Raw genomic sequence first — 25,692 nt, 5'->3', positions numbered from 1 at the left:
GCCGGGAGCGGCCGGTGCGCGTTGTCGTCAGGACCGTCAGCGAGCTGTGCATCACCGTCGGCACCGTGATCGTCCTGTTCGTCGTCTATGTGCTGTTCTGGACGGGCGTGAAGGCCGACAGCGTGATGGACGACCAGATTGATCAGCTGGAAGACCAGTGGGCGCAGGGGAGTCCGCGGCCGAGTCCCGCCGCCGGTGCCCCCGCCGCCGCTGCGCCGGAGCCGGCGCCGTACCGCAGCGGCAAACCCTTCGCGATCATGTACATCCCGCGCCTTGGTTTCACGTGGAACAAGCCGGTGCTGGAGGGGACGGACCCCGGCACCCTCAAGAAGGGCCTCGGCCATTACGCGGGCACCGCGCAGCTGGGGCAGAAGGGCAACTTCTCGGTCGCGGGCCATCGGCGGACGTACGGCGATCCCTTCAAGGACTTCCCCCGGCTGCGGCGCGGGGACGCGGTGGTGCTGACGGACGGGACGACCTGGTTCACGTATCGCATTGACAAAGGTCCCTACAAAACCGTGCCCACGGACATTGAGGTGATCGACCCTGTGCCGCGTAAGTCGGGGTACACGCGCGAGGGCCGCTATCTCACGCTCACCACGTGTGAACCGGAGTGGGGTCGCAGCCACCGGCTGATCGTCTGGGCGCACCTGGACGCCACACAGCCTGTGGAGGCCGGGAAACCAGCGGCCCTGCGCCGTTAGTCTGGTGGGCGGTACGGCGTGAGTCTGGTGCCGTGGCGCTACGGAAGGGACGGCATGTACGGCTGGATCTGGCGGCATCTGCCGGGAAACGCGTGGGTGAAGGCCCTGCTGTCACTCGTGTTGGTCGTGGCCGTGGTGTACGTCCTTTTCCAGTACGTCTTCCCGTGGGCCGAGCCGCTGCTGCCCTTCAACAATGTGACGGTGGACAACCAGTGAGCGCGCGCATTCTCGTCGTCGACAACTACGACAGCTTCGTCTTCAACCTGGTCCAGTACCTGTACCAGTTGGGCGCCGAGTGCGAGGTGCTGCGCAACGACGAGGTCTCCACGGCCCACGCCCAGGACGGCTTCGACGGCGTCCTGTTGTCGCCGGGCCCCGGTACGCCGGAGGAGGCGGGCGTCTGCATCGAGATGGTCCGCCACTGCGCGGCCAGCGGTGTCCCGGTCTTCGGCGTCTGCCTGGGCATGCAGTCGATGCAGGTGGCGTACGGCGGTGTCGTGGACCGGGCGCCGGAGCTGCTGCACGGCAAGACTTCGCCCGTCGAGCACGAGGGCAAGGGTGTCTTCGCGGGCCTGCCCTCCCCCTTCACGGCCACCCGGTACCACTCCCTGGCCGCCGAGCCGGCCACGGTGCCGCCCGCCCTGGAGGTCACGGCGCGCACCCACGACGGCATCATCATGGGCCTGCGTCATCGTGAACTCCCGGTCGAGGGTGTGCAGTTCCACCCCGAGTCGGTGCTCACCGAGCACGGTCACCGGATGCTGGCGAACTGGCTGGTGGAGTGCGGCGACCAGGGTGCCGTGGCGAGGGCGGCGGGGCTCGCCCCGGTGGTGGGCAGGGCCACGGCGTGACCCAACTGCGCCCCGAGCGCGAGTCCGGTGCCTCGTACGGGGAGCAGCCGTACGGGGACTCCGGTGCGCTCGGGGAGTGGTACGACAGCGCGGGGGCGGGTGAGCCCTGGCTGCCGCCGGCCGATGAGGAGACGGTGGCGCTGCGGGTTCCGGAACCGCCGACGCGAATATCCGCGTCTGCGGGCGTGTCCGAGGCTTCCGCTTCCGGATCCCCGGGCGGGGGCCGTGCGGCCCGTAGGAAGGCCGCCAAGCGGCGTCATGGGCGTCATGGGGGCGGGCCACGGCCTGCGCCGGAGACCCTGGAGTCCGATGGCAGGCCGCTGTCGCGGGTGGAGGCACGGCGGCAGGCGCGGGCCCGCAAGCCGAGTCCGGGAGTGATCGCCAGCCGGGCGATCGGCGAGGTGTTCATCACGACCGGTGTGCTGATGCTGCTGTTCGTCAGCTACCAGCTGTGGTGGACGAACGTGCGGGCGAACGTGCAGGCGGACAAGGAGAGGAACAACCTCCAGGAGGGCTGGGAGAGCGGCCGGCGCAACCCCGGGACATTCGAGCCGGGCCAGGGCTTCGCCATCCTGCACATCCCGAAGCTGGATGTCGTGGTCCCCATCGCGGAGGGCATCAGCAAGAAGAAGGTGCTGGACCGGGGGATGGTCGGGCATTACAGCGAGGGTAAGTTGAAGACGGCGATGCCGGACGCGAAGACGGGGAACTTCGGTCTGGCCGGCCACCGCAACACACACGGCGAGCCGTTCCGCTACATCAACAAGCTGGAGCCGGGCGACCCGATCGTCGTGGAGACGCAGGACGAGTACTACGTCTACAAGATGGCGTCGATGCTGCCGGTGACGTCACCGAGCAATGTGAGCGTGCTGGATCCCGTCCCCAAGGACGGGGGCTTCACCGAGCCGGGCCGCTACATCACCCTCACCACGTGCACGCCGGAGTTCACCAGCAAGTATCGGCTGATCGTCTGGGGCAAGATGGTCGAGGAACGGCCGCGCAGCAAGGGCAAGCCGGATGCGCTCGTCCAGTAAGGGCAGATGAACAGTGGCAGCGACCACCGGGCAGCAAGAGCTGACGGACACCCCCGTCTCCCCGCGGCGCCGGGGCACCGGCCGTATCGCGGCGGCGATCAGCGTCTTCGGTGAACTCCTCATCACGGCGGGCCTGGTGCTGGGTCTGTTCGTCGTCTACTCCCTGTGGTGGACGAATGTCATCGCGGACCGCAAGGCGGGTCAGCAGGGCGACCAGGTCCGCGACAGCTGGGCCCAGCAGGACGAGGACGGCCCGGTGGCCTACGACCCCAAGAACGGCATCGGCTTCCTGCACGTCCCGGACATGACCAAGGACGAGATCCTGGTCGAGAAGGGCACGACGGCGAAGATCCTCAACGACGGCGTCGCCGGCTACTACACCGACCCGGTCAAGGCGACCCTGCCGACCTCCGGCAAGAAGGGCAACTTCTCCCTCGCCGCCCACCGCGACGGCCACGGCGCGAAGTTCCACAACATCGACAAGCTGGAGCAGGGCGACCCGATCGTCTTCGAGACGAAGGACAAGTGGTACGTCTACAAGGTCTACGCCACGCTCCCGGAGACCTCGAAGTACAACGTCAAGGTCCTCGACGCCGTGCCCAAGGAGTCGGGCAGGCAGAAGGCGGGCCACTACATCACCCTGACGACCTGCACCCCGGTGTACACCTCCCGGTACCGCTACATCGTGTGGGGCGAGCTGGACCGCGTGGAGAAGGTGGACGAGCAGCGGACTCCGCCGGAGGAACTGCGCTGACTGAGCTCCTTTCAGGAGCTCAGTCGTTAACATGGCAAAGGCCCGAAGCCGCAACTATCTCTTGCGGCTTCGGGCCTCGTCGCGTCACATCGTGGCTAATTGAGAACCGTCAGCGGTTCGCCAGAGCTCCACTCCTCCAACTGTCCAGGATGTACGGCGGTGATCCCGCTCTCGGCGGCGATGTTCAGGGCGTCACGGGTGAAGGGGCAGGTTGCTACGAACAGGGCTACTTCGGAGCCGTGAAGAACCTTGGCCGCACCAGCGAACTTCTGGACCTCGGGGCTGGTGATGGAGAGGTGGGGTGCGAACCTCTTGCACTGGACGACGAGGAGCCGTCCGTCTGCGGTGCGCGCGGTGATGTCGATACCTCGGTTCCTGCCGCGACCCTGCACCACGACGCTGGTGCAGCCGTCGCGCCGCAGCAGCGTGGCGACGTGTTCCTCGAACTCCCGCCCGTTCATGGCGTCCATGGCGGCCATGACCCCGGCCAGGGGGCGGGCCTCTTGTGGGCTCTCCAGCCTCTGTAGCCGAGCGTGGTGCTGCTGGAGTCGCTTCTCGATGCGCTGGACGCCTGTGCGGAGAGCAATCAGCTCCCTGCGGTGTTCGCCTGAGGTTTCGATCAGGGCGTTGAACATGGGGACGACGGTCTTGCCGAGGATGTGGGTGATGCGCTGGTCGATGCGGTCGTCGAGGGACACGACGTCAGTGGGGGCAGGGTTTTCCACAGGTTGTGTGCGGGCGAGGTACTCCATGTCCAGGAGGTACACACGCACCTGACGTGCGACGTCGCTGTCGCGGAGCAGCATCGCGATGTTGAGGACGGCTCGACGTGAGTAGATGGTGAGGCTTCGGCGTGCCTGTGGATAACCGCCGAGTGAGAGTGACACGTTGTCACTCTCGAATTTCCGCAGGTCAGCGCCGCGCAGGACGACCATGCCGTTGACTTCCAGCTCTTCGCGATGGCGCTTCGACAGCTGGCGGACGACGTCCGTGGTGACCCCGAAGTACGCCGCCAAATCGCCGTCGTCACATGCATCCCGTCCGGCAGCAGTGACAGCGCCTTGACCCTGTCGAGCACGTCGGTGCGATCCAGGACGCTGTTGCGCAGGGTCTTCGATTCCAGCAGCGCTGATTCGTTGATCACGTTCTGCCCTTCCTTCAGACTGTGGCTGGGTAGGGGCGGAGCTCTGACACTCCGCCCCACCCGATCAACGAGTCGTCACATATGAAGACGCGATCGGCGGTCGCGCAGGCATGCGGTGAAGAAGCGCCCGTTGTCTTGCAACCCAGGCTGAACGTGGCGACCTTCCGGAGTGATTATTTTCGCCCACCGAACGTGCGAGTGGCCGAGCCTCCTTGTTTCGGGCTTGGCGTGAGCCTGCAGGTTGTTGCCCCGTCTGCTCGCGGTGAGCGGGATGATCAGGTATCGGCCATATGTTCGATTCGTGCTTGTGATCGGCCAAGCCTTCAGGTGATCACCGGTATCGATCGTCGGAAGGCCATCGCCTGAGAGAGGGCGGGGTCGTCGGCAACCAACAGGGAGGGAACGTTATGAAAACTCGTACGCGCATTGCCGCCACCGGCGCCGCTGCGGTCGTGGCCACCGTCGCGTTCGCCGGTCAGGCGTCCGCGGCGGAGACCGCCAGCTGCTCGACGACCGGGGCGAGAGGCAGCATGCGGACGACTTATCCCTCAGGGGACCAGTGGCCGTACGGGGAGTTCAAGATTGCACTGTCGGTCACGGACACGTCCGCCGATGGGTACCACGTGAGGGTGCGCCTCCTGACCAAGTGGGTTGGCAGTCAGCAGGTCGCGACGTGGAAGTGGCACGCCCTCCACGCGGGATCGGGTGAGACCCTCACACGCAGCACCACCGCTCAGAGCTCGTACGGCATTGAGAAGACTGGGGTCGAGGTGGCCCGCTTCGAAGGCGACACCAAGCTCAACTCCTGCACTGACTGGTCCTGATCTGCGGCCAGTACAACGACGAGTCCCAGACCCTGCCCACGGGGCCGGGACTCGTCGTTGAGCGTAGGAAATTCAGTCCTCCGTGCGGAACGACGTGCCCGTCACGCCGCCGAAGATCCCGCCGTTGCCGTTGCCGCCGTTCTCGCTCTGGTCGCCGCCGACGGCGACGATGTCGACCGTCTGACCCTGGTTGACCGTGGTCCCCGGGGCCGGGTTCGAGCTGAAGACCGTGGCGTCGTCCTTTGGGGAGCCGGTGATGTTGCCGACCACCAGGCCCGCGTCCTCCAGCATCTTCTTGGCGTCCTTGAGCTTCTGGCCCTGGATCTGCGGGACCTGGACCTGCGTGTTCGCGGGCGCCTTGCCGACCTGGATGTTGACCTTGGAGCCCGCGTCGGCCTGCTGGCCCGCCGACGGCGTGGTCGTGATGACCTTGCCCACCTGGTTCGGGTCCTGCGTCTCGACCTCGGTGCACTCGCCGACCAGGTCGTTCTCCGTCATCCGCGCCTTGGCCTCGTCGCAGGTCGAGCCGACGACGTCCGGCACCGTCGACTGCTCCTGCGCCTTGGCCACGGTGAGGGTGATCGTGGAGCCCTTCTCGACCTCGGCGCCGAGTTCGGGGTCCTGGGCCAGGACCGTGCCCTCGGTCTCCGTGGACACCTTCTCCTGCTTCTTGACGACGAACTCGTACTTGTCGCCCTCCAGCGTCGCCTTGGCGTCGTCGAAGTCGTCACCGAGGACACTCGGCACCGCCACCTTCGGCGCGCCGGTCGAGACGACCACGTCGACGGTCGAGTTCTTCTCCACCTTCGTGCCAGGGGTCGGCGTCTGGGAGCAGATCTTGCCCTTCGTCTGGTTCTCGCAGGGCTTCTCGCTGGGGTTCAGCTTCACCTCGGCGTTGTCGGCGAGTTTCTCGGCCTCCGGCAGTGTGAGGCCCACCAACGTCGGTGCCTTCGTGGTGGTGTTGGCCACCCCCTCGCCGTCGAAGATCCACTTGCCGATCAGGATCGCGCCGACGAGGACCAGGACCGCGGCCACGACCAGCAGGATCGTCGAGGTGTTCGACTTCTTCTGGCGGCGCCGGTCCGGGCGGTCGTCGTAGCCGAAGCCGCCGTCGTCCGGGTTCATCGGCGGCAGCATCGACGTGGCGCCGGCGTCCGTGGAGCGCAGGGCCGTCGTCGGCTGGTCGTCCGGGTAGCCGCCGTAGCCGACCGAGCCCATCGCCGCCGTGGCCGCCACCGGCTGGCCGTCGAGGCAGGCCTCGATGTCGATCCGCATCTCGTCGGCGGACTGGTAGCGGTAGTTCGGGTCCTTGGTCAGCGCCTTGAGGACGATCGCGTCCATCTCGGGCGTGATCTCGGGGTCGAAGACCGAGGGGGCCTGGGGTTCCTCGCGGACGTGCTGGTACGCGACCGCGACCGGGGAGTCGCCCACGAAGGGGGGACGGACGGTCAGCAGCTCGTAGAGCAGACAGCCGGTCGAGTACAGGTCGGATCGTGCGTCGACCTGCTCGCCCTTCGCCTGCTCCGGCGAGAGGTACTGTGCCGTGCCGATGACCGCCGACGTCTGCGTCATCGTCATGCCGGAGTCGCCCATCGCGCGGGCGATGCCGAAGTCCATGACCTTGACCTGGCCGTTGCGCGTCAGCATGACGTTCGCCGGCTTGATGTCACGGTGCACGATGCCGCTGCGGTGGGAGTACTCCAGGGCCTGGAGGATCCCGATCGTCATCTCCAGGGAGCGCTCCGGCAGCAGCTTGCGGCCGCTGTGCAGAAGCTCACGCAGGGTGGATCCGTCGACGTACTCCATGACGATGTACGGGATCGACACTTCGCCGATGTAGTCCTCGCCCGTGTCGTAGACCGCCACGATCGCGGGGTGGTTGAGCGAGGCGGCCGACTGGGCCTCCCGGCGGAAGCGGGCCTGGAAGGACGGGTCGCGCGCGAGATCCGCGCGCAGCGTCTTCACCGCCACGGTGCGGCCGAGGCGGGAGTCATGCGCGAGGTAGACCTCCGCCATGCCACCACGGCCGAGCACCTGGCCCAGCTCGTACCGGCCGCCGAGGCGACGCGGCTCTTCCATAAGCTACCTACCAGCCCTCTCCGTCGGTCCCGACCCGCACGTTCGTACGGTTCGGAGGCTGCCGTCCGGGCCTACCGTACCCGGCTCGCTCTGTGTGACCTGGCCAAGCCCGTTACTCGATACAGGACCGGTATCGCAACGTGCACCGATGTGAAGGCGACGTGAGCGGGGTCACTGCTTGCTGTCGATGACTGCCTTCATCACGCCCCTTGCGATCGGGCCGGCGAGACCGCCGCCGCTGATGTCGTCACGGTTGGCCGCGCCGTCCTCGACGACCACCGCCACGGCGACCGGCGAGCTGCCGTCGCCGACCTTGGCGTAGGAGATGAACCAGGCGTACGGCTTCTCGCTGTTGTTCAGGCCGTGCTGGGCGGTACCGGTCTTGCCGCCGACCGTGGCCCCGTCGATCCTCGCGGTGGAGCCGGTGCCCTGCGGCTCGTTGACGACCGCTTCCATCATCTGCTGGAGCTTCTGCGCGGTGTCGGCGGAGACCGCCTGGGACAGCTCCTCGGGCTCGTACGTCGCGATGGTGTCGAGGTTCGAGGTGAGCTGGTCGACCATGTACGGCTTCATCAGCTTGCCGTCGTTGGCGATGGCCGCGGCGATCATGGCCATCTGCAGCGGGGTGGCCCGGTTGGAGGCCTGGCCGATGCCGTCCATCGCGTTCTGCGGGGCGTTGTCCTTGGGGTAGACGCTCTCCGAGGCGCGCACCGGGGTGTCCAGCTCCGGGTCGTTGTAGCCGAACTTCTCCGCCTGCTCGATCATCTTCTCGTTGCCGACGTTGTCGGCCATCTTCGCGAAGACGGTGTTGCAGGACACCATGAGCGCGTACTTCAGGGTGGCGTTCTTGCACTCACCGTGCTGGTTGGTGAGCGGGTCCCCGGTGGTCTGCGGCAGCTGGTACGGGTCCGGCGTCTTGGTGGCCTCGTCGATCCCCGAGACCTCGCCGTTCTCCAGCGCCGCGGCCGCGGTGACCACCTTGAACGTGGAGCCCGGCGGGTAGGTCTCGCGCAGCGCCCGGTTCAGCATCGGGTCGTCGGGGTTGTTCTTCTTCTGTACGGCGTTCCAGGCCTTCGCGTCCTTGTCGGAGTTCCCGGCGAACTTCGAGGGGTCGTACGACGGTGTCGAGACCAGCGCCAGGATCTTGCCGGTGGCCGGGTCGATCGCGGCGACGGCGCCCTTCTTGTCGCCGAGCCCCTCGTAGGCGGCCTTCTGCGCGGCGGCGTTGAGGGTGGTGACGACGCTGCCGCCCTGCTTCGCCTTGCCCGTGATCATGTCGAGGGTGTTGCGGAAGAAGAGCCGGTCGTCGTTGCCGGTGAGGATGCCGTCCTCCAGCTTCTCCAGCTGGTTGGCGCCGAAGGCCTGCGAGGAGTAGCCGGTGACCGGCGCCCACATGGGGCCGTTGGTCCAGGTGCGCTTGTACTTGTAGTCGCCGCTCTCGGACTCCACGGAGCCCGTGATGGCCTTGCCGCCGACGATGATGTTGCCGCGCGGGGTGGAGTAACGCTCGATGTTGACGCGGCGGTTCTCGTCGTCGGAGGCCAGCTCGTCGGCCTTGACGTACTGGATGTAGTTGTTGCGGATGAGCAGGGCGAGGATCAGCAGTCCGCAGAAGATGGCGATCCGGCGCAGGGGCTTGTTCATGATGGACGGACCACCTGAGTCATCTCGGCGTCGGGGTTGGGTGCGGGGGCGGGGGCCGGGCGGCGCGCGGTGTCGCTGATGCGCAGCAGGATGCCGATCAGGGCCCAGTTGGCGATGACGGACGAACCGCCGTAGGCCACGAACGGCAGCGTCATACCGGTCAGCGGGATGAGGCCCATGACACCGCCGGCCACCACGAAGACCTGGAGGGCGAAGGCGCCGGACAGGCCGATGGCCAGCAGCTTGCCGAACGGGTCGCGGGCCGCGAGCGAGGTGCGGATACCGCGCTCGATGATCAGACCGTAGAGCAGCAGGATCGCCATGACGCCTGCCAGGCCCAGCTCCTCGCCGAAGGTGGCGAGGATGAAGTCGGAGTTGGCGGCGAAGCCGATCAGGTCGGAGTTGCCCTGTCCGAGGCCGGTGCCGAGGGTGCCGCCGGAGCCGAAGGCCCACAGGGCCTGCATGGCCTGCTCGGTGTGGCCGCCGACACCCTGTCGGCTGAGCGTGTACTCGCGCATCGGGTCGAGCCAGGCCTGCACACGCGTCTGGATGTGCGGCTGGAAGCTCGCCACGCCGACCGCGCCGGTCGCGGACATCAGCAGACCGAAGACGATCCAGCTGGTCCGCTCGGTGGCGACGTACAGCATGATGACGAACATTCCGAAGAACAGCAGGGATGTACCGAGGTCGGTCTCGAAGATCAGGATGAGGATCGACATCACCCAGATGACGAGGATCGGACCGAGGTCGCGGCCGCGCGGCAGGTACAGGCCCATGAAGCGGCGGCTGGCGAGGGCCAGGGCGTCTCGCTTGACCATGAGGTAGCCGGCGAAGAAGACCGCGAGGGCGATCTTCGCGAACTCACCGGGCTGGAGCGTGCCGAGGCCGGGGATCTTGATCCAGATCTTGGCGCCGTAGACGTCAGCGCCGAGGCCGGGTACGAGCGGCAGGACCAGCAGGAACAGCGCACAGGCCATGGAGATGTATGTGTAGCGCTGCAGGACGCGGTGGTCCTTGAGGAAGATCAGCACGGCCACCAGCAGGGCGACGCCCATCGCCGAGTACAGCAGCTGGCGCGGTGCCGCCTCGACGTACTGGCGGCTCTGCTGGAGTCGCTCGGACTGGTCCAGGCGCCAGATGGCCACCAGGCCGAGCCCGTTCAGCAAGGTGGCGATCGGCAGCAGCAGCGGGTCGGCGTACGGGGCGAACTTCCGTACGCCGAGATGGCCGACGCCGGCCAGCAGGCCGAGGCCCACGCCGTAGCCCAGCAGGCCTGCGGGCACCTCGTCGTTGATCGCCAGTCCCACGTTGGCGTAGGCGAAGACCGGGATGACGACGGCGAACACCAGCAGCGCGAGCTCGGTGTTGCGTCGGCTCGGTGCGCCGATGGAGCCGATCGTGGACGTGTGGTGCGTCGAGGTGTTGGAAGTACTGCTCATCGTGTGACGGGGCCTCTCACGGCTTGCCTACTGCGTACCGCACTTCGAGACGACCTTCTGCTCTTCCTCCGAGAGTGTGGGTCCGGGAGTGGGAGTGGGTGCGGTCGTGGACGGGGACGGGGAGGTCGACGCCGAACCCGAGGGTGAACCCGACGGGTTCGGTGTCGGTGACGCCTTGGACGTGAGGGAGGTACGCGTGGTTCCCGTGGTGCCTCCGGCCTCGCCCTCGCCGGTCTTGGAGTTCTGCTCGCTCTCGGCCGCCTGCCGCTTCGCCTGCTTCTTGCACGCGGAGGCCTGCAGCGCCAGCTCGTCGATCTTCTTCCGGGCGTCGTCGAGCCCGCCCTCGGCGATCGTCGCCTCGACGAGTTCCTGCTGGTACGGCGGGAGGTACTTGAGTTCGATCTCGGGGTGGTCCTTCTCCACCTCCGACAGCGAGACCCAGGCGAGGTCCTGGCTGATGCCGCGGTACAGGGCGACATGCTCGCCGTTGGCGCCGACGTAGTACTGCGTCTGCGTCCACCGCCAGCCGCCGTACAGACCGCCGCCGAGGACGGCCAGCGCGAGCGCGGAGTAGAGGGATCTCTTCAGCCACTTGCGGCCCTTGCGGGGCTTGACGAAGTCGTCGTCGGTGAAGTCGCCGAAGCCGGCCGTGTTGATGAAGCCGGTGACGTCGCCGGAGCCGGGCGGTCCGAACTCGCCGCCCCCGCCGCCCTGTCCGGGCACCTGGCGGCCGAGCCCGGAGGCGCGGCCCGCCGGGGTCTGCATGATGCCGTTGTCGTGCAGCTGGTGCTGGTTCTCGGCGACGGCGCCGACCACGACGGGCTGGTCGGAGATCTGCCCGGCGAGGGTGTCCCCGGTGTCCAGGTCGAGGACGTCCGCGACGATCACGGTGATGTTGTCGGGGCCGCCGCCGCGCAGTGCGAGCTGGATGAGCTCCTGCACGGTCTCCTGCGGGCCCTGGTAGCTGGCGAGGGTTTCCTCAAGGGTCTGGTGGGACACGACGCCGGAGAGGCCGTCGGAGCAGATCAAGTAGCGGTCGCCGGCGCGGACTTCGCGGATGGAGAGGTCGGGCTCGACATGGTCGCCGCTGCCCAGCGCGCGCATCAGCAGGGAGCGCTGCGGGTGCGTGGTCGCTTCCTCCTCGGTGATGCGGCCCTCGTCGACGAGCCGCTGCACCCAGGTGTGGTCCTGCGTGATCTGCGTGAGCACCCCGTCGCGCAGCAGATACGCGCGCGAGTCGCCGACGTGCACGAGGCCGAGGCGCTGTCCGGTCCACAGCAGGGCGGTGAGCGTGGTGCCCATGCCCTCCAGCTGCGGGTCGTCCTCGACCATCGAGCGCAACTGGTCGTTGGCGCGCTGCACGGCCGTACCGAGCGAGGTGAGGATGTCGGAGCCGGGCACGTCGTCGTCGAGGGCGACGATGGTGGAGATGGCCTCGGAGGAGGCGACCTCGCCGGCCGCCGCGCCGCCCATGCCGTCGGCGATGGCGAGCAGCCGGGGACCGGCGTATCCGGAGTCCTCGTTGCCCTCCCGGATCATGCCTTTGTGCGATCCGGCGGCGAAGCGCAGTGACAGACTCATGCGCACCTCGCCCGTCGGCTCCGGGTACATCCGCACGGTGCCCACCCTCCGGTCGGGAGCGCGCCGGGGCCCGTCGTGGGGGCCTCCGCTGCGTGCTCGCTCCGCTCGCGCCTATTCATGATGCAGCACTACTTCCGCAGCTCGATGACGGTCTTGCCGATGCGGATCGGCGCGCCCAGCGGAATCGGTGTGGGGGTCGTCAGCCGCGTTCGGTCGAGGTAGGTGCCGTTGGTGGAGCCCAGGTCCTCGACGATCCACTGGCCGTCGCGGTCCGGGTAGATCCTGGCATGCCGGCTGGAGGCGTAGTCGTCGTCCAGCACGATCGTGCTGTCGTGCGCCCGGCCCAGCGTGATGGTCTGGCCCTGGAGCGCGACCGTGGTGCCCGTGAGGGTGCCCTCGGAGACGACGAGCTTGGTGGGGGCGTTACGGCGCTGGCGGCCACCGCCGCCCGCCTGCTGGCGCTGTTGCGGTGGCGCGGCCTGCCGGGCCGCCTGCTGCTGCCGGCCCGCTTCCCGGCGCGACCCGCGCTGGGTGACGCGCGTACCGAACAGGTCGCTGCGGATGACCTGCACGGCCACGATCACGAACAGCCACAGGACGGCCAGGAAACCCAGCCGCATGACCGTGAGGGTCAGCTCTGACATTGCCCCCGCTTCACCCTTCGGCTTGCCTATAGAGAATGGTGGTGCTGCCCACGACGATCCGCGAGCCGTCGCGGAGCGTAGCGCGGGTGGTGTGCTGCCCGTCCACCACGATGCCGTTGGTGGACCCGAGATCCTGGATCGTCGAGGGCGTTCCGGTCCGGATCTCACAGTGCCGGCGGGAGACGCCGGGGTCGTCGATCCGCACGTCGGCCTCGGTGCTGCGACCCAGCACGAGCGTCGCGCGGGAGATCTGATGGCGGGTGCCGTTGATCTCGATCCAGTAGCGGGTGCGGCCGGGGGCCGCGGGCGCCGTGGGGCGCTGGCCGCCGACGGGCTGCGGATAGCCGTAGCCGCCGGGGCGGGCGCCGCCGGGGGGCGGCGCGCTCGGCATGGGCGGGGCTCCCGCGGGCGCGGCCGGAGCGGCGGCGGGCGGGTAGCCGTAGCCGCCGGGGCGTCCGGCCGGGGCGGGGGCGGGCTGGCCGCCCTGCTGGTCGGTGGAGCCGGCCAGGGTGCGGCTGCGCACGCGGTACAGGCCGGTGTCGAGGTCGTCGGCCTTCTCCAGGTGGACCTTGATGGGGCCCATGAAGCTGTAGCGCTGCTGCTTGGCGTAGTCGCGGACCATGCCGGCGAGCTCGTCGCCGAGCTGCCCGGAGTAGGGGCTCAGGCGCTCGAAGTCGGGCGCGCTCAGCTCCACGATGAAGTCATTGGGGACGACCGTGCGGTCGCGGTTCCAGATCGTCGCGTTGTTGTCGCACTCGCGCTGCAGCGCGCCCGCGATCTCCACCGGCTGGACCTCGGACTTGAACACCTTGGCGAAAGTGCCGTTGACCAGACCTTCGAGACGCTGCTCGAACTTCTTCAGGACTCCCATGGGGCACCTCCTCCGTAGCTGCTTCCGTCCTGTGTCCCGCCTTGCGGGCGCTGCCTTACCTGGTACTGCTTACTGATCGTATCCACGCGCCGGTGAATCGGCTGGTTCCCCCTGTCGGCACGGTCGACGGGTGTCGACGCCTGACGAAGTTCCCTGTGGAGCCCGCCTTCGAACTCTTCTCGGACGTACTCCTGCCAAGGATCGTAGAGGCGGCCGCAGACCAGTGTCCCGCACCTGACTGTGGACCCGGACCGGCTCCTGGGGAGACGGGCCGGACCGGTACGAGGTTGATACGTGAACAGGTACGCATTGATACCTGAGCGGCGGCCGCCGGGATGCGGCACCGGTGGTTCCGGTGCAGGTGGGCGGCTGCCCGGCCGAAAGGGATGTGAACCCACCCTGGCCGGCGTGCTAATGTTCTGCGTGTCGGAAGGCGCCGCACCGCAAGGAACGGAGCCCGAAAACACACCCAATGCGCGGGTGGCGGAATAGGCAGACGCGCTGGATTCAGGTTCCAGTGCCCGCAAGGGCGTGGGGGTTCAACTCCCCCCTCGCGCACCACCGGAAGAGCGGCATCGATCAGATGCCGCTCTTTCCTGTTGTCCGGTGGCTGTGATGGTTGTCTCGCCTGTGAGGAAGCTCTCAGGCGCGCTTCAGGACCAGGCTGACGTTGTGGCCGCCGAAGCCGAAGGAGTTCGCGAGGGCCGCGTCCCCGGTGCCGGTGCGGTTCTCGCCGTGGACCACGTCCAGATGGACCTCGGGGTCCTGCTCGTCGAGGTTGCGGACCGCAGGTACGACCCCGTGGTGCAGGGAGAGCAGCGTGGACAGGGCGCCGAACGCGCCGGAGGCGCCCAGCATGTGGCCCGTCATGGACTTGGTGGCGGTGACCGCCGCCCCCTCGCCGAACACCTTCTGCAGCGCTTCCGCCTCCGCGAGGTCGCCGCTCGGGGTGGAGGTGGCGTGTGCGTGGACGTGCCCGATGTCCCGTGCCTCGACGCCCGCGTCGGCCAGCGCCGTACGCATCGCCTGCACCTGACCCTCCGCGTCGGAGGCGGTGATGTGCTGGGCGCTGGACTGCACGGCGGCACCCGCGAGCGCGCCGTAGACACGCGCCCCGCGCGCCCGGGCGAACTCCGCGCGTTCCAGGACGACCAGGGCGGCGCCCTCGGCGATCACGAACCCGGAGCGGGCCGCGTCGAACGGACGGGACACCGCGGCCGGGTCGCCGCCCTGTACGGACAGCGCCTTCATCTGGGCGAAGGCGGCGATCATGAACGGGTGCAGGGTGGCCTCCGTGCCGCCCGCGACGACGACATCGGCGCGGCCCGCCCGGATCAGGTCCAGGCCCAGCGCGATCGACTCCGCGCCGGATGCACAGGCGCTGACGGGGGCGCGGGCGCCGGCCCGCGCGCCGAGCTCCATGGAGACCCACGCGGCCGGGCCGTTGGGCATCAGCATCGGCACCGCGAACGGTGACAGGCGCCGCATCCCCGAGCTCTCGTAGAGGTCGTCCTGGCCGAGCGAGCTGAGGATGCCGCCGATGCCGGTGCCGACGACGACGGCGAGGCGCTCCGGCTCGACCTGGGGCACGCCCGCGTCCCGCCAGGCCTCGCGGGCGGCGACCACGGCCAGTTGCTCGCCCCGGTCCAGCTTGCGGGCCTGCACCCGGCCGATCGCCTCGGCGGGATCGGACTCCACGGTGCCGGCGATGCGCACCGGCAACTCCTCGGGCCAGTCGGCGCCGAGCGCGCGGACACCGGACCGCCCGGCCAGCAGGCCGTCCCAGGACGCGGCGGCGCTCGCGCCCAGCGGTGTCAGCGCACCCACACCTGTCACCAGTACGTCGTCACCGTGCGGGGCCATCTCATGTCTCCTCGGATCCGGCGGGATCTGTCGTCGTACGTCCTCGATGCGTCCTGTCACCATCGCCCGGCGAACCGCCGGACGGGCCCGCCGGACGCGAACGGGCAAGAGATCCTGCGTGAACGTGGCAGCGGGTGCCGGCACGTCAACCCGGCGTTCCGGCACCCCCGTTGTCGTGCGCGGATGTGCCACAGCGCGTGCGCGGCCCGGCGAGAAGAGCCCGGTCGGGCGGCCTAGCGTGGCATCGGTGCAGCGGCGCCCCACCGGACCGGGGACAGTCCGGTGGGGTTCGCGGCCGTGTGCGCCGGTTCCGGTCGTCACCTCGTGGGGAACAGCTCGCCGTCCGTGCGGCGGGCGAGCAGCGACCGGTACCAGGTGGCACCGACGGCGAAGTCACGGGCGAAATCGCTGGTGGGCGCCATGTCGAGCAACTGCCACAGACGGGAGCTGTCGTACCAGTGGTCGACCGCGAGCAACGACAGACGCCGCCGGACCAGCCGGTCCCGGTCGGCGCCGGTCAGGGCGGCCGCCCGGTCGTAGGACACCTCGCCCTCGGGCAGGGGGAGGCGCAGCTCACGGCAGACCGTCTCGACCAGGTCCCGCACCAGGACCGGCTCCGGCCGGCCCGCGTGCAGGACCGCACCGCGCGGCAGCTCGGGCCGCAGGGCCAGCGCGGCCACGACCCGGGCCAGGTCGTGCACACCGATCACGGACGTGCGGGCACGTCCGCCGTCGATCCAACGGGGGAAGGCGGTGAGGAAGTCCACCAGAGCCGGGACCACCCAGACGTCTCCGGGGCCGTGGACCAGATGCGGGCGCAGGACCAGACCGCCGGCCGCGAGGACCCGCTGTTCCCCGGCCAGCCTGCTGACGCTCGTCGGCGAGGACGGGCCGAGTTCCGGCTCGCCCTCCTTGGCTCCGGTGTGCGGCTCGTCCCGGTAGACGGCTGTCGTGCCCAGCTGGATGATCCGCTCGACCCCCGCGCGAGCGGCCTCGGCCAGCAGGGCCTCGGTACCCGCGTCGTTGACGGCCGCGCAGTCCGCGGGGCTGCCGCCGATCAGCGAGGCCAGATGGAGCACGGTGTCCACGCCGTCGCAGACACCGCGCAGCGAGCGCGGGTCGCGCAGCGAGCCGTGGCGCACCTCCATCCGGTCCGTGTCGTCGAGGGCCGGGGGCCGGTTGTGGACCAGGAGGCGGATGCCCGTCGGGCCGGCGGTGGTGGTCAGTAGGGCGGTGACGTGGGAGCCCACGAAGCCGGTGCCACCGGTGATCAGTATCCGTCGCGTCGGTGCCATGTGAATTTCTTTCCGATCTCGTCTCGGGAAAAGGGATCAGGGCAGGCAGTGCGGAACGGAGGGGGAAGAAAACGCCGCGCGTGGGGGGTGCCGGTGCTATGTGAAAGGGTCGGGCCGGGATTCGAGCCGGAATTGAGTACTGCTCGAATCGAGGACTTATTTTACGGGTAATGTGAGGCCATGCGGTACGGCGGACTTCTTCAGGGAAAGCACGCGTTCATCACGGGTGCCAGCAGTGGAATCGGGGCGGCGGCAGCCCGGGTCTTTTGCCGGGAGGGCGCCTCTGTCACCCTGGCCGCCCGCCGCGGAAAACGGCTCGCGGCGCTGGTCGGCGAACTGCGCGCCGAGGGGTACGACGCCCAGTATGTGGTGGTCGACGTGGCGAGAAACGAGCAGGTGGCGGAGGGGGTGGCGCAGGCCGTGAAGAGATTCGGGAAGCTTGACGTGGCGTTCAACAACGCCGGGGTCGCGGCCGAGGGCACGCCTATGCACGAGATGAGCGACGAGGTCTACGACACCGTCATGGACACCAATGTACGCGGAATGTGGAACTGTCTTCGCCATGAAATCACAGCAATGCTCGGCCGCGGTGGCGCCATCGTGAACACCAGCAGTACGGCAGGGCTCGTGGCGACCCCGGTGGCCGCTCCCTATATTGCCGCCAAGCATGCGGTCATCGGATTGACGAAGGCGGTCGCCGCCGAATATTCGGCGAGTGGAATTCGGGTCAACGCCATTGTGCCCGGCGCGACCCACAGCGAAATGACGGACGCGTGGATGGCGAAAGTCCCCGGAGTGGCGGACGAACTGGCGCGGGCGGCTCTGCTGTCGCGGATCGCCGTGCCGGAGGAGATCGCCGAGGCGGCGGCGTGGCTGAGCAGTGACCGGGCCTCGTTCGTGGTCGGCGCGACGGTGCCGGTGGACGGCGGGTGGACGGTGCGATGAACAGGGAGCGGCAGAGCGGCGGTGCGGGGGGAGAGGCGGAGGGACCGCGGGGGCGGATCGTGCCGTGCGGGCTCCGTCGGTGCGGGTCATGGGACGAGCTCCTGAGCTGAGGCGGTACGAGGTGCGGCGCCCGGCCGGGGCCGGGCGGTCGAAGGCCCGCTGGTGGGGCCTGGTCAACTGAGGGACGAGGGACGAGGGTGTGGAAGGGCGGTGAGGGTCGAATGGGCGGATGCCGGCGAGGCCACGCCGAGGAGGACCCGGCCCGCGAGGGCCGCGTACGACGCCACGCATGCCGGGGTACGGATGCGCGGCTCGGACGGCGGGAGCGCCTCGGTGCCGGTAGCGGATCGTCGCAAGGGCGGTGCCCGGAGGTGCCCGGGAGGGTGTGCCGGCTGTGCGGGTACTAGGGGGTGTTTTGAAAGTCCCGCACAGCACCCACGGCGCCCGGCACGCACCCTCGCCGCACCGGCCAAAGACCCAAGTACGTCCAGTACGAGGGCCTTCGTCCGGCACGCCGAGGGCACGCACCGAACACCGCGGGCACCGCACAGGACTTTCAAAACACCCCCTAGTGGATGCACGGTTGTGCAGCGCACCGAAGGGGCGCGGGTACCGCGCGACCAGCCGCCATGGCGCGGCGGATGACCGACGGCCTATCGCACCTCGGACAACCCACGGAACAGGATCTCGAAGACCTGCTCCCCGCCCTGGTGCCCGGTGACGGACAGCACGTATCCGCGTCCGGCCTCTTCCTTGAGGTCGGCCCGGACCGTGCAGGGCGAGTCGAACTCGACGTACCGCGAGCAGGAGACGACGCAGGACGAGGGCAGGAAGGGACGTCCCTCGAAGACGATGTGCGCGGCCTGCTGTGCGGCGTCGAGGAGGACCATCGCGGGCATGTGGTCGTTCGGGTGGTCGAACATCAGCTCGTTCGACACATCGGCGCGCAGCAGCCAGTGGCCGGGTTCGTCGCCGGGTGCCAGGGCCACGTCGCAGTCGTGGGTCCGGCCGACGGAGTGCACGGGTACGGGTGCGGGCAGCGGCGCGGCGAGCGCGGCGGTCCAGGCGGTCTCCGTACGGCCGCGGCGCAGCCGGCGGTAGACCTCGGCGGTCATGACGGAGCAATCGCCGCCGCCGGTGCCGATGATCTCGCCGTCCACCCGGAGGACCACCCGGGCCTCCAGCGAGGACGGGACGCCTCGGCGGTGCTTGAGATCGTGGATGGAGACATCGAGGTCGAGCCGGGCCGGCGCCTCGGGTGCGAGCAGCCGGTTCGGGTCCACGCGGTGGTGCGCGGCGGACACCAGGAACTGGTGGCCGAGGGGGACGCCGAGGCCGTCGTGAGCGACCAGGATCACAGCCTGGCGGATGCTCTCGATGACCAGCGAGGGCAGGAAGTTGCCCTGTTCGTCCGTGAATCGGCGATGGTCGGCGGGCCATCGCGTGGAGACGGTGTAGTGGCGGTCGTCGAGCTTGGTGATGCCGGTCGGCAGCACGTCCTTCCGGTGCGTTCGATGTACGAGCCTGGTGTCGATCGACGCCTCGGGCGACAGGATGAACGGCCTGACCGGTGCGGCCGGCATGACCGGAAACACCGTCTTCCTTATCCCCCCGTGGCGGCGTCGGCCCCTGTGAATACCAATGTTGGTGGTCATTGCTCTTCCTTCTGGAACGAGAAGGTGCATGACGGGTGACTGGTTCCAACCCCGCCGGTAAGATACGCGCATGCGGGTATGTTTTTCAATGAGAGCGGGTGGTTCCGCATACGAGCCCGCTTGTGTTCATCATCAACAACGACGAAGGAAGGGGGCCCAGTGGCGCAGCAGGATCGAGCCATCAGGACACGTCAGGCGATTCTGGAAGCGGCGGGCGAGGTCTTCGCGGAGTGCGGCTACTCCGCCACGAGGATCTCGGACGTTTACCAGCGGTGCGGTGTGACGAAGGGGGCCTTCTACTTCCACTTCACCTCCAAGGCCGAGCTGGCACAGGCGGTGCTGGACGAGCAGGTGGCGGAGCAGTTCCGGTACTTCGCGCCGCCGCAGGAGCCGGGTGCGCCGAAGGTCCAGGAGTGGGTGGACGTGACGCTGCTCGTGGCGCACCGGCTCACCTTCGACCGGATGCTCCAGGGCAGCATTCGCCTCGCGGTCGACATGGGCCATGACGTCATCGACCGCAAGGTGCCCTACCAGGCCTGGATCGAGGTCAGCACCCGGCTGCTCGGAGAGGCCCAGGAGCAGGGGGAGTTGGTGCCGGGCATCGATGTGGCAACGGCGTCCGACGCGGCGGTGGGCGCCTTCACCGGCGTGCAGCTGCTGTCGGAGATCATGACGAACCGGGCCGATGTGGAGGAGCGGATCGCCGTTCTCTACGACCTGATGGCCCGCTCGCTGGCCAGGCCCGAGGTGTACGACCGGCTCGACATCACCGCGGAGCGCGGCAAGCGGCTGACCCGCGGGGCCGCGGTCCACAGCTCCGTCTGAGAGCGGTTGTGGGCGGCCCTCGTGGGGTCGCCCGAAGGGAGCGGCACGTGCAGATCCAGCAGCTACGGGCATTTCGTGAGGTGGCGGCCGAGTTGAGCGTGACTCGGGCGGCACGGAACCTCAACTACGCGCAGTCCACGGTGACGGCGCAGATCCAGAACCTGGAGGAGTCCCTCGGCGCGGCCCTGTTCGACCGCAGCCACCGCCAACTGGCGCTGACCGAGGCGGGGTCACGGCTGCTGCCGTACGCCCGGATCATCATCGACGCGGCGGAGGCGGGACGGCGGGCGGTGGCCACGGAGCCGGCCTGCACGGCTCCGGCACGCCGGCCCCGGGCACGGAGGGCGGGTGTGCGCGAACCTGCCGGAAGCGGTGCGTGATGTGAGTAACTGAGGGGCGGCGTCGGCGGCTCCGGTTTCTTCCGGAGCCGCCCTTTGGTGTCTCCGGCTTACGGAAGAAGCCATTCCGAATTACCGCCTCCGTATTCAGGTGTGGCCGAAAGAAGTCCCTCGCGGCCCCGTTTCTTGATTCCCTCGCTCGGAATGATCTGTTCCGACGCTCCGGAATATGAAATTCCGGCGTCCCGGCCCCCTCACGCGTGTTTCGGCAAGGGACGGTGCGCGGGGCGGCAACCACGGGGGCGGCGGTGTTCGTAGTGTCGCTGTCGAGGCCCTCCCGTCGACCGGTGCCCTCCTCGTACTTCCCCCGGCGAGGAGCGCCCCGGCGGTGGGAGGGCCGCTCCGTCCCCCGGACCCGCGCCCCGCCGCGCACCGCGCCGGCCCTTCCCCGGACACCCGGACCGACACCCTTCCCCGGACAAGAGTGAGGCTCAGCCCAACATGAATGCTGATCAGCGCATGACGGATGTGGATTCCTGGCGCCTGCTTCCGGCCGCCCAGCAGCCCGACTGGCCCGACCCGGACGCCCTCAAGGGCGTTCTCGAAGAGCTGGCGTCCTACCCGCCGCTGGTGTTCGCCGGGGAGTGCGACCAACTGCGCGAGCGCATCGCCCGGGTGGCGAAGGGCGAGGCCTTCCTGCTGCAGGGCGGCGACTGCGCCGAGACCTTCGACGGGATCACCGCCGACCAGGTGCGGGACAAGGTCAAGACGCTGCTCCAGATGGCCGCCGTACTGACCTACGCCACCTCCGTACCGGTCGTGAAGATCGGCAGGATCGCCGGCCAGTACTCCAAGCCGCGCTCGAAGCCCGTCGAGGTCCGCGGTGACATCACCCTGCCCGTCTACCGCGGCGATGCCGTCAACGGCCAGGAGTTCACCGAGGAGGCCCGCCGGCCCGACCCGGAACGCCTCAAACGCATGTACCACGCCTCGGCTTCCACCCTGAACCTCATACGCGCCTTCGTGACCGGCGGCTACGGCGACCTTCGCCAGGTCCACGAGTGGAACCGCGACTTCGTCAACAACTCCCCCGTCGGCGCCCGCTACGAGGCCCTCGCCCGGGACATCGACCGGGCCCTGACCTTCCTCGCCGCCTGCGGCGCTGACCCCGGCGAGTTCCACCTCGCGGAGTTCTACTCCAGCCACGAGGCGCTGCTGCTCGACTACGAGGCCGCCCTCACCCGTACCGACTCCCGCACCGGGCACGCCTACGACGTCTCCGGACACATGGTCTGGATCGGCGAGCGCACCCGCCAACTCGACCATGCGCACGTGGAGTTCGCCGCGTCCGTCCGTAACCCCGTTGCCGTGAAGCTCGGTCCGTCCGCCACCCGGGACGAGGTCCTCGCGCTCATCGACCGCCTCGACCCCGAACGGGAGCCGGGCCGGCTGTCGTTCATCACGCGCATGGGCCGCGACAAGGTCCGTGACGTACTGCCCTCGCTCGTCGAGGTCGTGGGCGAGGCCGAGGCGCCCGTCGCCTGGATCTGCGACCCCATGCACGGCAACACCTTCTCGGCGGCCAGCGGTCACAAGACCCGCCGCTTCGACGACGTCCTGGACGAGGTGACCGGCTTCTTCGAGGCGCACCGCGAGCTCGGCACCCACCCCGGCGGTATCCACATCGAGCTGACCGGCGACGACGTGACCGAGTGCGTCGGCGGCGGCCACCCCATCGGGCTGACCGATCTGCACCGGCGCTACCAGACCGCCTGCGACCCCCGGCTCAACCGCTACCAGGCGCTCGATCTCGCCTTCCAGGTCGCGGAGTTGTACGCCGACCGCGCCGTTCCCGCCGCCGCCCGCCCGCGTATCGCACAGGCGGCCTGACCAGCGCACTTGGACTGAACTCCGGGCGAGAGACCGGGCTGACGGCGGCCCGGTCTCCTCGGCGCGCCCTCCTCGTACTCCATCGAAACTCTCGATCGAAGTAGAAAACCCGCATGCGGGTATGTTTCTCTGGTGGTGCTTCATCGAGAGCTCCGACATCGGAACAGGGGGTACGCGATGCAACGTGTCAGTGAGGTGAAGCCCCGGCAGATGCGCCGGTGCACTGCCGATCCGCCGCCCGCAGAGCGCGGTGGTCTGCAGATCGTCAAGAGCCACGAGGAGATCCTCGAAGGGACGACGGCCCGCCATCGCTTCGGCGAGGTGACCGTGTCGCTCGTCCAGGGGGGTCCTCGTGAACTGGTCCGGCCCGGGCGGCTGATCGGGGACGGGGAGCGGTCGCGGCTGAGGATGTGCCGGCCGCTGCACGGCGAGGTCTGGGTGTTCCAGGACGGCCGCCACGGCGTCGTACGGCCGCCGCAGCTGATCTCCTTCGACACCGGCCGCCCGTTCAAGGTGATCATGCCGGAGCAGTTCCGGATGGTCGACGTCACGGTGACCCACTCCCTGGTCGGGCTCACCGCCGCCGACACCCAGCGCCTTACCGCCCGCGCCTGGAGTGGCGACCAGGGTGCCGCCGCCCTGCTCAGCAGCCTGCTCGAAGGCCTGGACCGGCACGGGGAGGAAGTCGAGACGGCCGTCGACCTGCTCGGCGGCAGCGTCGCCGGGCTCACCGCGGTGCTGTTCGCCGAGCGGATGCGCGAGGTGGCCCCCGACAGCGAGATCGCCCGCCAGGCGCTGATGCTCAGGATCCAGGCCCATGTGCGTGAGCACCTCGCGGAGCCGAGCCTGAGCCCCATCGAGGTCGCCCGCCGCCACAACATCTCGCTGCGCTATCTCCAGAAGATCTTCCAGGAGTTCGGCGTCAGCCCGGCCCGCTGGATCCGCGACGAGCGGCTCGCCCGCTGCCGGTCCGAACTGGCCGACCCCTCCCTCGACCACCTGCCCGTCGCGCTGATCGGCGAGCGGGCGGGACTGTACGGGGCGTCCCACTTCAGCCGCCTGTTCCGCGGCCGCTACGGGGTCACGCCCAGCGAGTTCCGGAAGGAGCGCCGCGCCATGGACCACCACCATGACACCGACCCCGCCGGCCTCAGGGCTGGAGCCCGGCGATGAGCGCGAACAACGGCGCCGCCGCGACGGCGCGCTACGGAACCGTCGAGCACTTCCTCGGCCTGCTGCTGCCCGGCGGACTGCCGCCGGAGTCGTCCTGCCCGGGCCGGCTGGTCTCGGCCAAGACGGTCACCCACCAGAACGCGGCACCGCACACGGCCGCACGGGACCGGGGCAAGGACCGGGGCCGCAGGAGGAAGACATGACCGCCACCGCCACCGGCCTGCCCGAACTGCGCATCAAGGTGCTCGGCCCGCTGGAGATCCATGTGGGCGGCGAGCGCCGCACCCTCACCGCGCCGATGGCGCGGCGGGCCATGGCCGTACTGCTGCTGGACGCCAACCATCTGGTGTCCACACAGGCCCTCGTCGAGGAGCTGTGGGACGAGGAGCCGCCACGGCTGGCCCGCAAGACCGTGCAGACGTACATCTACCAACTGCGCCAGGCCCTCAAGGGCAGTACCGACCCCGCCGGGGAGCGCCTGGAGACCGGGCCGGGCGGCTACCGGCTGACGGCCCGGCCGGGCGAGCTGGATCTGTGGGAGTTCGAGCAGCGGGTGTCCCGTGCCCGCGCCGCGCTCGCCTCCGGGGCGCCCGAGGACGCCGCCCGGCTGCTGCGCGAGGGACTCGCGCTGTGGCGGGGCGAGCCGTTCGCCGGTCTTGAGGCCGGTCCCCTGCTCACCGCGCGGATCGCGCAGATCGGCGAGGCCCGGCTCGGCGCGCTGGAGCTGCGGATCGAGGCGGATCTGCAACTGGGCCGCCATCAGGCGCTGGTGGCGGAGCTGCGCCGGCTCACCGTGGACCATCCGCTGGACGAGCGGTTCACCGCCCAGCTGATGATCGCCGCCCACCGGTCCGGACAGCGCAGCACGGCCCTCGACGCCTATCTGCGACTGCGTCACCGGCTCGTCGACGAACTGGGCATCGAGCCGTCCGAGCGGGTGCGCAAACTCCAGCAGGACATACTGCGCGAGGTCCTGCCGCCCGCCACGAAGCCCGAGAAGGCGGTCGTACGGCGTCCCGCGGCCCCTGCGCCCGTCACCCCGGCCGTGGATCAACTGCCGCTGGAGGCACCGGATTTCGTCGGCCGGGAGCCGGAACTCGCCCGGATCGGGGAGCGGTTCACCGCGCCGGGCCCTCATGTGGTCACCCTGCTCGGACCGGCGGGCGTGGGAAAGACCGCGCTCGCCGTACGGGCCGCCCGCTCCCTGGCCGAACGGTTCCCCGACGGGCTGCTGTACGCGTCCCTGCACGACGGATCCGACCGGCCGCGCTCCCCGGAGGCCGTGCTGCGGTCGCTGCTGGACGGGCTGGGCATCGGCCGGCCGCGGCAGCCCGAGGAACCCGAGTCACTCGCCGCGCTCTTCCGGGCCGCCGCCCGGGAACGCAAGCTGCTCGTGCTGCTCGACGATGCCGCCGGCACCGACCAGGTGCTCCCGCTGCTGCCCGGCGGCGACGCCTGCCTGACCCTGGTGACCTCCCGGGTCCGGCTGTCCGGACTGCCCGGCGCCCGGCGGCTCACCCTCGGGCCGCTCGGTGCCGAGGACGCGGCCGCCTTCGTCGAGCGGCTGGTCGGCGAGGAGCGCATCACCGGCCACCACGCGGCGCTGCGGCACGTGGTCGCCCGGATGGGCAGGCATCCGCTGATGCTGCGCGCCGTGGGCGAGCTGTACGCGGCCCGGCCCATGTGGACGCTCACCGACCTGGCCGCGGGACTGCTCGACGACGACCGTCTGGTCGCCGAACTCCAGGACGAGGCCTGCGCCGCGCTCGCCCGCGCGGACAGCGCCCTGGCCCGGCTCGCGCCCTGGCTGCGCAGGTCGATGTTCCTGCTCGCCGCGGCGGGCCCGGGGCCCTTCGACACCGAGCAGGTCAAGAAGGTGCTGGAACTCGACACCTGGAGCGCCCAGTCGGTGGTGGGGCGGCTGCTGGACCGGCATGTCCTGGTCCTCGCCGACGCCCCGCCGGGGGGCTCGGCCACCTTCCGAGTACCGGAGATCGTCCGGTTCGCCGTCCTCGCGCACGCGGCCGGTGGCTGCGCCGGCCGGACCGACTCCGCGTGGTCGGACGCGGGCCGGACTGACACGGCCGGTCCCGAAGCCGGCCGGACCGCCGTCCTCGCGCACGCGGCTGGTGGCTGCGC

Annotated in this window: 23 protein-coding genes and 1 tRNA gene; 14 read left to right on the top strand and 10 right to left on the bottom strand. The window is 69.5% G+C overall.

Annotation, left to right across the window (positions count from 1 at the left end):
* Window positions 1–14: 14 nt before the first annotated feature.
* Genes RMT89_RS06125 through RMT89_RS06105 form a run of 5 tightly spaced genes read left to right on the top strand, consistent with a single transcriptional unit; the run spans window position 15 to window position 3,343 of the window.
* Window positions 15–704, top strand: a complete 690-nt coding sequence (locus RMT89_RS06125) for a class E sortase (RefSeq protein WP_315882885.1) — start codon at window positions 15–17, stop codon at window positions 702–704.
* 18 nt (window positions 705–722) lie between these two features.
* The gene (locus RMT89_RS06120; RefSeq protein ID WP_315882884.1) at window positions 723–920 is read left to right on the top strand and encodes a hypothetical protein; all 198 of its coding nucleotides are present in this window, start codon (window positions 723–725) and stop codon (window positions 918–920) included.
* Complete coding sequence (locus tag RMT89_RS06115) at window positions 917–1,555, top strand: aminodeoxychorismate/anthranilate synthase component II (protein ID WP_315882883.1); 639 nt, start codon at window positions 917–919, stop codon at window positions 1,553–1,555. Before RMT89_RS06120 ends, RMT89_RS06115 begins: the two co-directional genes overlap by 4 nt.
* Entirely contained in the window at window positions 1,552–2,589 is a 1,038-nt protein-coding gene (locus RMT89_RS06110; RefSeq protein WP_315882882.1) for a class E sortase, read from the top strand. The genes RMT89_RS06115 and RMT89_RS06110 overlap by 4 nt, the downstream gene beginning before the upstream one ends.
* Before the next feature lie 13 nt (window positions 2,590–2,602).
* Window positions 2,603–3,343 (top strand): class E sortase, encoded by a 741-nt coding sequence (locus RMT89_RS06105; protein WP_315882881.1) that lies wholly within the window; start codon window positions 2,603–2,605, stop codon window positions 3,341–3,343.
* Window positions 3,344–3,438: 95 nt separating this feature from the next.
* On the opposite strand, the gene RMT89_RS06100 is transcribed toward RMT89_RS06105, so the two are convergent.
* Window positions 3,439–4,359 carry a restriction endonuclease gene (locus RMT89_RS06100; RefSeq protein ID WP_315882880.1) on the bottom strand — a complete coding sequence of 307 codons (921 nt, stop codon included), beginning with the start codon at window positions 4,357–4,359 and terminating at the stop codon, window positions 3,439–3,441.
* 535 nt (window positions 4,360–4,894) lie between these two features.
* Between RMT89_RS06100 and RMT89_RS06095 the strand changes: the two genes are divergently transcribed.
* Window positions 4,895–5,311: a hypothetical protein gene (locus tag RMT89_RS06095; RefSeq protein WP_315882879.1), complete on the top strand. Its 417-nt coding sequence runs from the start codon at window positions 4,895–4,897 to the stop codon at window positions 5,309–5,311.
* A 72-nt stretch (window positions 5,312–5,383) separates the two neighbouring features.
* On the opposite strand, the gene pknB is transcribed toward RMT89_RS06095, so the two are convergent.
* From pknB to RMT89_RS06065, 6 genes are all read right to left on the bottom strand, one after another.
* The gene (gene pknB, locus RMT89_RS06090; protein ID WP_315882878.1) at window positions 5,384–7,390 is read right to left on the bottom strand and encodes a Stk1 family PASTA domain-containing Ser/Thr kinase; all 2,007 of its coding nucleotides are present in this window, start codon (window positions 7,388–7,390) and stop codon (window positions 5,384–5,386) included.
* A 171-nt stretch (window positions 7,391–7,561) separates the two neighbouring features.
* Window positions 7,562–9,034, bottom strand: coding sequence for a penicillin-binding transpeptidase domain-containing protein (locus tag RMT89_RS06085; RefSeq protein WP_315882877.1), 1,473 nt, complete (start codon window positions 9,032–9,034; stop codon window positions 7,562–7,564).
* Window positions 9,031–10,473, bottom strand: coding sequence for an FtsW/RodA/SpoVE family cell cycle protein (locus RMT89_RS06080; RefSeq protein ID WP_315882876.1), 1,443 nt, complete (start codon window positions 10,471–10,473; stop codon window positions 9,031–9,033). Before RMT89_RS06080 ends, RMT89_RS06085 begins: the two co-directional genes overlap by 4 nt.
* Window positions 10,474–10,500: 27 nt before the next feature.
* Window positions 10,501–12,084 (bottom strand): Stp1/IreP family PP2C-type Ser/Thr phosphatase, encoded by a 1,584-nt coding sequence (locus RMT89_RS06075; protein ID WP_315883003.1) that lies wholly within the window; start codon window positions 12,082–12,084, stop codon window positions 10,501–10,503.
* A 98-nt stretch (window positions 12,085–12,182) separates the two neighbouring features.
* Window positions 12,183–12,698, bottom strand: a complete 516-nt coding sequence (locus tag RMT89_RS06070; protein WP_315882875.1) for an FHA domain-containing protein — start codon at window positions 12,696–12,698, stop codon at window positions 12,183–12,185.
* Window positions 12,699–12,708: 10 nt separating this feature from the next.
* The gene (locus RMT89_RS06065) at window positions 12,709–13,569 is read right to left on the bottom strand and encodes a DUF3662 and FHA domain-containing protein (RefSeq protein ID WP_315882874.1); all 861 of its coding nucleotides are present in this window, start codon (window positions 13,567–13,569) and stop codon (window positions 12,709–12,711) included.
* A gap of 474 nt (window positions 13,570–14,043) precedes the next feature.
* Between RMT89_RS06065 and RMT89_RS06060 the strand changes: the two genes are divergently transcribed.
* A tRNA-Leu gene (locus RMT89_RS06060) sits at window positions 14,044–14,130 on the top strand.
* 81 nt (window positions 14,131–14,211) lie between these two features.
* On the opposite strand, the gene RMT89_RS06055 is transcribed toward RMT89_RS06060, so the two are convergent.
* Together RMT89_RS06055 and RMT89_RS06050 are read right to left on the bottom strand one after the other, a co-directional pair.
* Window positions 14,212–15,432, bottom strand: a complete 1,221-nt coding sequence (locus RMT89_RS06055) for a beta-ketoacyl-[acyl-carrier-protein] synthase family protein (protein WP_315882873.1) — start codon at window positions 15,430–15,432, stop codon at window positions 14,212–14,214.
* Between the two features lie 317 nt (window positions 15,433–15,749).
* The gene (locus tag RMT89_RS06050; protein ID WP_315882872.1) at window positions 15,750–16,727 is read right to left on the bottom strand and encodes an NAD(P)-dependent oxidoreductase; all 978 of its coding nucleotides are present in this window, start codon (window positions 16,725–16,727) and stop codon (window positions 15,750–15,752) included.
* A 180-nt stretch (window positions 16,728–16,907) separates the two neighbouring features.
* Between RMT89_RS06050 and RMT89_RS06045 the strand changes: the two genes are divergently transcribed.
* The gene (locus tag RMT89_RS06045; protein WP_315882871.1) at window positions 16,908–17,672 is read left to right on the top strand and encodes an SDR family oxidoreductase; all 765 of its coding nucleotides are present in this window, start codon (window positions 16,908–16,910) and stop codon (window positions 17,670–17,672) included.
* Between the two features lie 653 nt (window positions 17,673–18,325).
* Here RMT89_RS06045 and RMT89_RS06040 read toward each other — a convergent pair.
* Window positions 18,326–19,255 carry a ScbA/BarX family gamma-butyrolactone biosynthesis protein gene (locus RMT89_RS06040; RefSeq protein WP_315882870.1) on the bottom strand — a complete coding sequence of 310 codons (930 nt, stop codon included), beginning with the start codon at window positions 19,253–19,255 and terminating at the stop codon, window positions 18,326–18,328.
* Window positions 19,256–19,486: 231 nt separating this feature from the next.
* Between RMT89_RS06040 and RMT89_RS06035 the strand changes: the two genes are divergently transcribed.
* The 6 genes from RMT89_RS06035 to RMT89_RS06010 form a co-directional block, all read left to right on the top strand.
* Window positions 19,487–20,152: a ScbR family autoregulator-binding transcription factor gene (locus RMT89_RS06035; RefSeq protein WP_315882869.1), complete on the top strand. Its 666-nt coding sequence runs from the start codon at window positions 19,487–19,489 to the stop codon at window positions 20,150–20,152.
* A 47-nt stretch (window positions 20,153–20,199) separates the two neighbouring features.
* Complete coding sequence (locus RMT89_RS06030; RefSeq protein ID WP_315882868.1) at window positions 20,200–20,532, top strand: LysR family transcriptional regulator; 333 nt, start codon at window positions 20,200–20,202, stop codon at window positions 20,530–20,532.
* A gap of 477 nt (window positions 20,533–21,009) precedes the next feature.
* Entirely contained in the window at window positions 21,010–22,380 is a 1,371-nt protein-coding gene (locus RMT89_RS06025) for a class II 3-deoxy-7-phosphoheptulonate synthase (RefSeq protein ID WP_399497646.1), read from the top strand.
* 177 nt (window positions 22,381–22,557) lie between these two features.
* Entirely contained in the window at window positions 22,558–23,553 is a 996-nt protein-coding gene (locus RMT89_RS06020; protein WP_315882866.1) for an AraC family transcriptional regulator, read from the top strand.
* Window positions 23,550–23,756: a hypothetical protein gene (locus RMT89_RS06015; protein WP_315882865.1), complete on the top strand. Its 207-nt coding sequence runs from the start codon at window positions 23,550–23,552 to the stop codon at window positions 23,754–23,756. The genes RMT89_RS06020 and RMT89_RS06015 overlap by 4 nt, the downstream gene beginning before the upstream one ends.
* Window positions 23,753–25,692: BTAD domain-containing putative transcriptional regulator (locus RMT89_RS06010; protein ID WP_315882864.1), on the top strand; the 1,940-nt coding region annotated here is incomplete at its 3' end. The genes RMT89_RS06015 and RMT89_RS06010, both read left to right, overlap by 4 nt.

Origin of the sequence: Streptomyces sp. P17 (assembly GCF_032436805.1) — a bacterium.
Lineage (GTDB): Bacteria > Actinomycetota > Actinomycetes > Streptomycetales > Streptomycetaceae > Streptomyces.
This window is presented reverse-complemented; position numbering and strand designations above follow the sequence as displayed.

Coding starts and splice junctions, on each gene's coding strand:
- RMT89_RS06065 (WP_315882874.1), bottom strand. CDS start 13,569: ATGGGAGTCCTGAAGAAGTTCGAGCAGCGTCTCGAAGGTCTGGTCAAC.
- RMT89_RS06040 (WP_315882870.1), bottom strand. CDS start 19,255: ATGCCGGCCGCACCGGTCAGGCCGTTCATCCTGTCGCCCGAGGCGTCG.
- RMT89_RS06085 (WP_315882877.1), bottom strand. CDS start 9,034: ATGAACAAGCCCCTGCGCCGGATCGCCATCTTCTGCGGACTGCTGATC.
- RMT89_RS06095 (WP_315882879.1), top strand. CDS start 4,895: ATGAAAACTCGTACGCGCATTGCCGCCACCGGCGCCGCTGCGGTCGTG.
- RMT89_RS06025 (WP_399497646.1), top strand. CDS start 21,010: ATGACGGATGTGGATTCCTGGCGCCTGCTTCCGGCCGCCCAGCAGCCC.
- RMT89_RS06080 (WP_315882876.1), bottom strand. CDS start 10,473: ATGAGCAGTACTTCCAACACCTCGACGCACCACACGTCCACGATCGGC.
- RMT89_RS06020 (WP_315882866.1), top strand. CDS start 22,558: ATGCAACGTGTCAGTGAGGTGAAGCCCCGGCAGATGCGCCGGTGCACT.
- RMT89_RS06075 (WP_315883003.1), bottom strand. CDS start 12,084: ATGTACCCGGAGCCGACGGGCGAGGTGCGCATGAGTCTGTCACTGCGC.
- RMT89_RS06050 (WP_315882872.1), bottom strand. CDS start 16,727: ATGGCACCGACGCGACGGATACTGATCACCGGTGGCACCGGCTTCGTG.
- pknB (WP_315882878.1), bottom strand. CDS start 7,390: ATGGAAGAGCCGCGTCGCCTCGGCGGCCGGTACGAGCTGGGCCAGGTG.
- RMT89_RS06045 (WP_315882871.1), top strand. CDS start 16,908: ATGCGGTACGGCGGACTTCTTCAGGGAAAGCACGCGTTCATCACGGGT.
- RMT89_RS06015 (WP_315882865.1), top strand. CDS start 23,550: ATGAGCGCGAACAACGGCGCCGCCGCGACGGCGCGCTACGGAACCGTC.
- RMT89_RS06070 (WP_315882875.1), bottom strand. CDS start 12,698: ATGTCAGAGCTGACCCTCACGGTCATGCGGCTGGGTTTCCTGGCCGTC.
- RMT89_RS06055 (WP_315882873.1), bottom strand. CDS start 15,432: ATGGCCCCGCACGGTGACGACGTACTGGTGACAGGTGTGGGTGCGCTG.